Source organism: Bradyrhizobium sp. P5_C11_2, from assembly GCF_054049755.1.
In genome coordinates this window covers 1-8526 of the sequence record NZ_JBFULT010000327.1, presented here as the reverse complement: position 1 = coordinate 8526, position 8526 = coordinate 1, and the positions used below count along the sequence as shown (strand labels likewise).

The 8526-nt window shown below is 62.5% G+C and carries 7 protein-coding genes and 1 pseudogene; 6 read left to right on the top strand and 2 right to left on the bottom strand.

Annotated features, from left to right (window positions below; all coding sequences use genetic code 11):
- The 3 genes and pseudogenes from ACXJL8_RS26135 to ACXJL8_RS26125 form a co-directional block, all read left to right on the top strand.
- Positions 1-418: pseudogene (locus tag ACXJL8_RS26135) on the top strand (leucyl aminopeptidase); the annotation flags it as partial.
- A 6-nt stretch (positions 419-424) separates the two neighbouring features.
- Positions 425-877 (top strand): DNA polymerase III subunit chi, encoded by a 453-nt coding sequence (locus ACXJL8_RS26130; RefSeq protein WP_456621899.1) that lies wholly within the window; start codon positions 425-427, stop codon positions 875-877.
- Between the two features lie 166 nt (positions 878-1043).
- On the top strand, positions 1044-1535 hold the full coding sequence (locus tag ACXJL8_RS26125; RefSeq protein WP_456621900.1) for a hypothetical protein: 492 nt from the start codon (positions 1044-1046) through the stop codon (positions 1533-1535).
- A 52-nt stretch (positions 1536-1587) separates the two neighbouring features.
- Here the strand turns inward: ACXJL8_RS26125 and ACXJL8_RS26120 are convergent, their stop codons facing one another.
- Positions 1588-2709, bottom strand: coding sequence for a c-type cytochrome (locus tag ACXJL8_RS26120; protein ID WP_456621901.1), 1122 nt, complete (start codon positions 2707-2709; stop codon positions 1588-1590).
- Positions 2710-3334: 625 nt separating this feature from the next.
- Between ACXJL8_RS26120 and ACXJL8_RS26115 the strand changes: the two genes are divergently transcribed.
- The 3 genes from ACXJL8_RS26115 (at position 3335) to ACXJL8_RS26105 (ending at position 6943) form a co-directional block, all read left to right on the top strand.
- Positions 3335-5377, top strand: coding sequence for a tetratricopeptide repeat protein (locus tag ACXJL8_RS26115; protein ID WP_456621902.1), 2043 nt, complete (start codon positions 3335-3337; stop codon positions 5375-5377).
- The gene (locus tag ACXJL8_RS26110) at positions 5370-5651 is read left to right on the top strand and encodes a tetratricopeptide repeat protein (RefSeq protein ID WP_456621903.1); all 282 of its coding nucleotides are present in this window, start codon (positions 5370-5372) and stop codon (positions 5649-5651) included. The genes ACXJL8_RS26115 and ACXJL8_RS26110 overlap by 8 nt, the downstream gene beginning before the upstream one ends.
- A gap of 323 nt (positions 5652-5974) precedes the next feature.
- On the top strand, positions 5975-6943 hold the full coding sequence (locus ACXJL8_RS26105; RefSeq protein WP_456621904.1) for a tripartite tricarboxylate transporter substrate-binding protein: 969 nt from the start codon (positions 5975-5977) through the stop codon (positions 6941-6943).
- 2 nt (positions 6944-6945) lie between these two features.
- Here ACXJL8_RS26105 and ACXJL8_RS26100 read toward each other — a convergent pair.
- On the bottom strand, positions 6946-8526 hold a 1581-nt coding region (locus ACXJL8_RS26100; RefSeq protein ID WP_456685845.1), incomplete at its 5' end, for an ABC-F family ATP-binding cassette domain-containing protein.

The window sequence follows — 8526 nt, the reverse complement described above, 5'->3', positions numbered from 1 at the left end:
CAAGAAGACCAAGCCGAAATTCATGGTCGACCTGGCGACGCTGACCGGCGCGATCGTCGTCGCGCTCGGCACCGATCATGCCGGCATGTTCTCCAACAATGACGAGCTCGCCGAGCGCCTGCTGGCGGCCGGCATCGAGAGCGGGGAAAAGGTCTGGCGCATGCCGCTCGGTCCCGAATACGACAAGCTGATCGATTCCCAGTTCGCCGACATGAAGAACACCGGCGGCCGCCATGGCGGCTCGATTACCGCGGCGCAGTTCCTGCAGCGCTTCGTCGACGGCACGCCCTGGGCGCATCTCGACATCGCCGGCACCGCGATGGGCGCGCCGAAGACCGATATCAACCAGAGCTGGAGCAGCGGCTATGGCGTCCGGCTTCTTGATCGATTGGTCGCGGATCACTACGAGCGCAAATGAGCCAAGATGACTGAAGTGCTGTTCTACCATCTGCAAAACATGACGGTGGAGAACGTGTTGCCGCCGCTTCTCGAGAAATCGCTCGAGCGCGGCTGGCGCGTCGTGGTGCAGTCGACCTCGGAGGAGCGCGCCGATGCGCTCGACGCGCATCTGTGGACCTATCGCGACGATTCCTTCCTGCCGCACGCGACATGGCGCGTGAACGATGCCGCTGATCAGCCGATCGTGCTCGCGATCGAGGAAGGCAATCCGAACGGCGCCCATGTCCGCTTCCTGGTCGACAACGCGGCACTGCCGCAGGACTCGGAGAGCTACGCGCGCATGGTGCTGTTGTTCAACGGCGACGATCCGGACGCGCTGGCGTTGGCTCGAAGCGCCTGGACGGATTGCAAGACGAAGGGATTTGAGGTCACTTACTGGCAGGCCGACGAGCGCGGCCGGTGGCAGCGGCGGAATTAGCCGTCGCTCGCAATTAATGATAATTTGCACTTTCCGGGGCAGACTGGCTTTGGCCACCTTCGTGCCGCAAAGGGATGTTGGGACAATCGCTTAGGGCTGGTCCTTCACGCGGGGAATTTAGTTTATCGTGCGACATCAAAAGCTTCCCAGGTCGCTCATAGTTGCGTTGGCCACCGTCGCACCGCTGATCGCGGGCTGTTCGGGCGGTGCCCCCGACCTGTTGTCCAAGGATGCCGAGTGGTTTCAGAAGCCCGGCCGCCTGTTCATCAAGAACATCTCGATCGAATCGCCGCCGCTGACCCCCGACAAGCCGGTGCGAGCCGAGGATCTCGTCAGCGCCGACGGCGCCTGTCCCGGCATGGCGCCGCCTCCCGGGCCGGCTGACGCCAATGCGTCGACGACCGCACCGGCGGGCGGCACGGTCGCGCTCGGCCACACCGAATGCGACGTGGTGCGCGGCATCGGCGGGCCCTCCAACGTCAACCTCTCCAATGATGCCGCCGGCAGGCGTGTCGCCGTCGTCACCTGGAATACGGGTCCGCGCGCGGGCATCTACACCTTCACCTCGGGCCGCCTGTCATCGATCGAGGGCAATCCCGAGCCGCAGCCGGCGCCGAAGGCAGTCAAGCCGAAGGCGAAGAAGAAGGCCGCGACCTGACGGCTGCTCCGACCGGGCTTGCGGTCGCAGGTTGGCGCCGCTCGGGCTCAGATCAAGGCTCGAGCGAACCGAGGTAAGCCGCAAGCGCGATCATGTCGTCTTGCGAGAGATTTTCGACAATCTGCCGCATGAGGGCGGCTGCGTCGCTGGTGCGTGTGTTTTGCCGAAACTCCACCAGTTGGCGCACGACATAAGTCGGAGATCGTCCCGCGATCGACGGAGCCGAGTCTGTCCCCTTTAATTCCGACCCATGGCAGGTTGCGCAGCTGGCGGCCGCGCCTGGTCCGCCGCCTTTCGCCAGCGCCTCTCCCTTTGCCAGGCTTCCAATCGGCACGTAGGCAGTAAACATCGCGCGTGAGTCGCGCAGTTCGAACTGATCCACGTCGTCAGGCATCTCGACAATCCGCCGGTCAAGTCGCTCCGTGCCACCTTCCGGACTTTTCACGAAGAACAACCGCGATGGCCCGGTCTTCGGAATCGTGTCTGCCTCGACGACTTTGATGACGCGCTTGGGTTTCAACGCCGCGAAATATTCTGCGGCAGCGAGAGCCTCGGCGTCAGTCATGGCTTTGACCGATGCCATCATCAATTGTGTTGAGGGCCGCTCAGGGCCCGACATCTTCCTCGCGCCGCTCTTGAAGTCCGCGACTTGCTGAACGAAGTAGCTTACGGGCAGGCCGGCGAGACTTGCATTTTCGGGACCACCTGTACCCTCGACACGGTGACATGATCCGCAGGCGCGAACCTCGGGCTTTCGTCCATTCGCAACGATCTCCGGCATGACTGAATGATCGTCCGGATGCCAGTCGGGGGCGAAGAACAGATCACGCGCCTGCTTCCAGCTGAACGCCACGCTGCTCCCCGGAAGCGGGTTGGGCTTGTCGTCGGGTGGGGGTACCTTCACGGCCGGGTCCCACAAGAAGGCCCAGTCGGGCAGACCCTCGGAGGACGATGCGGCACGCATCTGGGTCACGCCGCCGCTGCTGAGCGAGCTTACGGCTACCAAAAAGATCAACGTGTGAAGCGACGCCTTGCGCAAAGATCTCACAATGTCCTCCCGTTTAAAGGTGAAGACTGCAATTTGGCTGCTGCGCCTTAAATTCCATGACGTACGGTTCTTGCCCGCGGTGCTGTTGTCGGCGCAAGACCATGCACCGGTTACGAGCAATCGCAAACGGACCAAGTCCAATGCCCAAGCGCGTTTTTCCGCGACGCAGCTAGGGTGACGTGGTTCGATGCAGACCAGGAGCCTTGGGGCGACTTTCAGTTTTCAGTCTGCGGCTGAACCTGCTCGAAAGCGTCTTCACGCCGTTGGCCACCAAGCCGATGAAAATCAGTATCCAAGTGGCAAGCGCGGCACTCCACAGAACGACCTCTACCGCCTCGGTCATTTGCACGCTCCAAAAATACTATCTGAAATGCCGACAGATTTCTCCAATTCGGTGCTGATTTCAAGGATGAAGTACAGCGCGGGCAGCGCCGCGTTCGCTTTCCCTGGTTTGCAGATGCTTTCGCACTTTCCTGCAGGTACCGGCGTAGTGAACCGATTGAATTGGTATCGTCGCCTTACGGATCACCTCACGCATTTCCTCTATCACTGCGTGCTTGCGTTGCTGGCCGCGCGTCGGTCCGTGCCAACTCGCGACGCCCGGTGTCCCATGCGCCGGCGCGATGCGGGACCTCGATCTACTGACCAAGTTGTGCTGTTATTTTTAATTTACTCCTGGTTGACGGGGTGCCACGACTAAGGGATCATCCGCGCATTGCGGATAGCTGGCCTTTGTATTTGAGAAAGTCGCATGCTGAGGCGACGAGCCGCCCTCATTGCTTTGCTCGTGCAATGTGCTTGTGCGGGCCTCTGTGTATTGCAGGCAAGCGGCGATCAGGTCATCACGCCCGAAAATTCGCCGGACGCCCGCCCACCAGTCGAGCCGGGGACGCTGCTGCGCAACGCGATCGCATTAGCYGCGGCGAACAAGCTGATGGAGGCGGATGAGGCCTACAAGGAAGCGCTGGCCGCGGCGGAGAAAGCACAGGGGCCGGAGGGACTGCTAGTCGCCGATACGCTCCATTGGCAGGCGGTGCTGCTGTTCACCAAGTTGCATCGATATGATGAGGCTTGGAGCGCCGCGGAACGTGGATTGGCCATTCGGCGAAAGCGATCGGGTGACGACCATGTTCAGACGGTCTTGTTTGAGGGGGTTCTAGGATCGATTTCCTTGCGGATGAACAAACCGAGCAGAGGTCAGCCGTATTTCCAGGCGGTGATCGACACTTATACCCGCCATCCAAGTAAGGAATACGATCTGTATGCAGCCTTCGCAGCCAGACAAAGAGCTCTCTTTCTAAGGCAGCAGTCGGACTTCTCAGCCGCTGAAAGGTTGATGAGGCAGTGCATTGAGATCAAGCAGCAGTTTGACAAGCAGGACGAGGCAGGGCTGGCTTCCGATTATGAATTCCTGGCTCTGATCTACATGGACGAGCACCTCTTCGCGGAAGCAGAGGCGTCGGCCCGCCATTCGCTCGATGTCACCCGGCGAATCTTTGGGCCGGCGCATGTCCGGGTGTCGGGCCCGCTGGCCGTGCTTGGTTTCATCTTCAGCACCGCCGGACGATATGCCGACGCCGAAACCGTGTTCAAGGAGGCTCTCGCACTTCGCGAAAAGACGCCGTTCGAGGCCGAACTCGCAGTCGATGAGGTGCTGGTCCATTTGGGGACGACGTACCGGCAGCAAAGCCGCTACAGCGAGGCGGAGCCTCTTCTTCGCCGCGCGCTGGAGATGCGGGAAAAGAGATTTAGGCCTGACGATCCGCGAATTGCCGAGGCGCTATTCAACCTGGGAGCCCTGTATCGGGCAGAGGCGCGCTTTGTCGAGGCAGAGCCGCTATTTCGTCGCTCGCTCGCGATTCGAGAAAAGGCTTGGGGGCCCGAAAATCGACACACCCTTGCCGACGCTCAGAGCCTGGCATTGGCGCTTCAAGGTCAGGGGCGTCTTGCCGAGGCTGAGCCTATTTTCCAGCGGGTGCTTGCGGGCCGCGAGAAAGTTCTCGGTCCCGACCATGAAGAAGTCGCGGACACGTTGGTCAGCTTGATCCAGCTGATGCGTCGGCAGGGGCGCTTCGCAGAGGCGGCGCGCATCGCAGGCCGCCCGCTCGCGGTCTATTCCAAAGCCCTTGGCCCGGATCATCCGTTCGTCGTGCGCGGCTTGTTGACGCTCGCCGTCATTCATCAGGAACGGGCTGAATACGACGAAGCCGATCGCTTGTTTCGGCGGGCACTGAGCATCCGCCAAAGGGCTTTCGGACCGGAACACGTCACAATCGCGGATAGCTTTGTCGATTTGGCGCGCCTCGCTTTGGCTCAGCATGACTCGGAGCACACCGCGGCCCACATCGCCAATGCTCTCCAGATCTACGAGAAATGGTTCGGAGCCGGGGATCCCCAGATGCTTCCGGCGCTGATCAATCTTGCCTCGCTTCGCACGCAAAACGGCGAGCCCGATGCTGCCGAGGTCCTGCTGCAACGCAGTTTAGTCATTGCGGAAACGAGATTCGGTCCTGAGTCATTGTCGGTCGCCGATATCCTGGCGGGTATTGGAGACACCTACCGTCTTCGAGGGAAGTACGGCAATGCCGATCAATATTATGATCGGCCGCTGTCAATATATCGCAGGGTCCTCGGACCCCGGCATCCGACGGTCGCCGCAAGTCTCGATCGTCTCGGCCGACTCAAGCTCGGCCTCGGCCAGACCAAAGGTCGAGGCCATTTACAACGAAGCCGAAGGCATCTTGAGCGAAGCGCTGGGAAACAACAGTCCTGCTTTGGCGGGCATCTTGAATGACAAGGCGTTACTTTTCATGCAGCTGGATCGAGCGAAAGAAGCAGAGCAGTTGTTCAACCGAGCTCTGGAACTGGTGCGGCAAGGCGCCGGCACAGACACGCCCACCCTTGCGGTGGTGCTCTTCAACCTCGCCAGCCTGTACGAATCGACAGGCCGACGCAGCGAAGCAATTGACGTCCGTAAACAGGCGCAAGCGATTTTCGCCAAGGTTTGCAAGGCAACATGCGCAAACCTCATTCCCACGATCAGATTGCCGGTCTGGCAAGATCTTTGATTGCGTCCTAGGTCGATCGTCGACGTCATCGTGCGGCAGCAGACATTTCAGCGCCGATAGGCTGACTAGCCTGCCGCCTCGTCAAACTGCGTGCTCGCCTCCAGCCACTGCTCCTCGGCTCGCGCCAGCGCGTCTGCGGCATTGGCGCGCGCTTTTGACAATTGCGCGGCCTGCTTGCGATCGCGGGTAAAAATGTCGGGGAGTGATAGCGCGGTGCGGCCGAAGCACGTCGTTATCTCGACACTCCTGATGAAATCGCTTTCCTGATGGTCTTGCGGGCGGGAATGCGCTTCTATGGAGTGAACAACAATCTGGAGGAGACTATGCGGTTCTTCATTGCCCTCGTGTCGGCTCTGCTTCTGTCGCTCGGCGCGGCAGCCGCCCAGGACTATCCGTCGAGAACCATCACCGTGCTGGTGCCATACGCCGCCGGGGGACCGACGGACACCATCGCGCGCCTGACCGCGGCGGGCATGTCGAAATCCCTGGGACAGCAGGTCATCGTCGAGAACGCGACCGGCGCCGGCGGCACGATCGGCACGACCCGCGCCGCGCGTGCCCAGCCGGACGGGTATACGCTGCTGGTCCATCATGTCGGCATCTCGACCGCCGCCACGCTGTATCGCAATCTGAGCTATGACACCAAGACCGCCTTTGCGCCGATCGGGCTCGTGACCAATGCGCCGATGACCATCATCGCGCGTCCGGATTTCCCGGCCGACACGCTCAAGGAACTGGTCGCCTACGCCCAGCAGCAGGGCGACAAGCTGACTTACGCCAATGCCGGGTTAGGTGCGGCATCGCATCTCTGCGGCATGCTGTTCATGACGGCGATCCAGAAGCAGCTCACCACGATACCCTATAAGGGCAACGGTCCGATCATGAATGATCTTCTCGGCAGGCAGATCGATCTCACCTGCGACCAGGCGACCAACACGACCGGGCCGATCACGGCCAAGCAGGTCAAGGCCTATGCGGTCACCACTAAGGAGCGGCTGAAGAGCCTGCCCGATCTGCCCACCGCCGACGAGGCCGGCCTCAAAGGCTTCGAGCTCGGTGTCTGGCACGGCATCTACGCGCCCAAGGGCACGCCGCCCGCGGTCGTTCAGAAGCTGACGGCGGCGCTTCAGGCGGCACTCAGGGATCCCGTGTTGGTCGCCCGGTTCAACGACATCAACACCGAGCCGGTCCCGCAGGACAAGGCGACGCCGGAGGCGTTGGGCGCGATGCTGGCGAGCGAGGTCGACCGCTGGGCCCCGATCATCAAGGCCGCCGGACAATATGCCGACTGAATCTACCCCGTCGCCTCGTCGAACTGCGTGCTCGCCTCGATCCATTGCTCTTCCGCGCGCGCCAGCGCGTCGGCCGCGTTGGCGCGCGCCTTCGACAGCTGCGCGGCCTGCTTGGGGTCGCGCGTAAAAATGTCGGGAAGCGACAGTGCGGTGTCGATCTTGGCGATGATCTCGCCGACGCGGGCGATCTCGGCCTCGGCTTCCGCGATGCGCTTCTTCAGCGAGCCGCGATTGTCCGACCTCGGACGCTGCGGCCTTTCGCTCGCGGGACTGCGTTCGCGCGGGGCGTCTGCGTTGCGCGACGACAGCACCAGGCGGCGGTATTCGTCGAGGTCGCCGTCGTAATTGGTCACGGTGCGGTCGGCGACGATCCAGAGCCGGTCGGCGCAGGCTTCGATCAGATAGCGGTCGTGCGAGACCATGATGACCGCGCCGGGAAACTCGTTGATCGCTTCCGCAAGCGCGGCGCGGCTGTCGATGTCGAGATGGTTGGTCGGCTCGTCCAGGATGATCATGTTGGGGCCGAAGAAGGTCGCAAGGCCGAGCAGCAGCCGCGCCTTCTCGCCGCCCGAGAGTTTTCCGACCTTGGTGTCGGCCGCCTTGCCGGAGAAACCGATCGCGCCGGCGCGCGCCCGCACCTTGGCCTCGGGCGCATCGCCCATCAGCTTGCGGACATGATCGTAGGAGGAGGCGTCCTCGTTCAGCTCGTCGAGCTGGTGCTGGGCGAAATAGGCGATCGACAGCTTGTCGGCGCGCGTCACCCGGCCCGAAAACGGCGCGAGGCGGCCCGCAAGCAGCTTCACCAGCGTCGACTTGCCGTTGCCGTTGGCCCCGAGCAGCGCGATGCGGTCGTCATTGTCGATGCGCAGAGTGACGCGGTTCAGCACGGGCATGGCCGGATCGTAGCCGACCGAGACGTTGTCGGCGGCGATGATCGGCGGGGAGAGAATTTTCTCCGGCGCAGGAAAGCTGATCTCGCGCACGTCCTCGGTGACCAGCGCCGTGATCGGCTTCAGCCGCTCCAGCATTTTCACGCGAGATTGCGCCTGGCGGGCCTTCGAGGCCTTGGCCTTGAAGCGGTCGACGAAGGCTTGCAGGCGCGCGCGCTCGGCTTCCTGGCGCTTGATCTGCTTGGCATCGAGCAGTTCGCGTGCGGCGCGCTGCTCCTCGAACGAGGAATAGGTGCCCTTGTAGAGCGTGAGCTTGCCGCGCTCCAGATGCAGGATCTGGTCGACCGAGCTTTCCAGCAGGTCGCGATCGTGGCTGATCACGATCACCGTGCGCGGATAATGCGCCAGATGATCCTCGAGCCACAGCGTGCCTTCGAGGTCGAGATAGTTGGTGGGCTCGTCGAGCAGCAGCAGGTCGGGCGCTGCGAACAGCGTCGCGGCGAGGGCGACGCGCATGCGCCAGCCGCCGGAGAATTCGGCGCAGGGCCGCGCCTGGTCGGCCGCGGAAAAGCCGAGGCCTGAGAGAATCGCCGCGGCGCGGCTCGGGGCCGAATGCGCGTCGATGTCGACGAGCCGGGTCTGGATCTCCGCGATCCGGTGCGGATCGATGGCGCTTTCGGCTTCGTGCAGCAG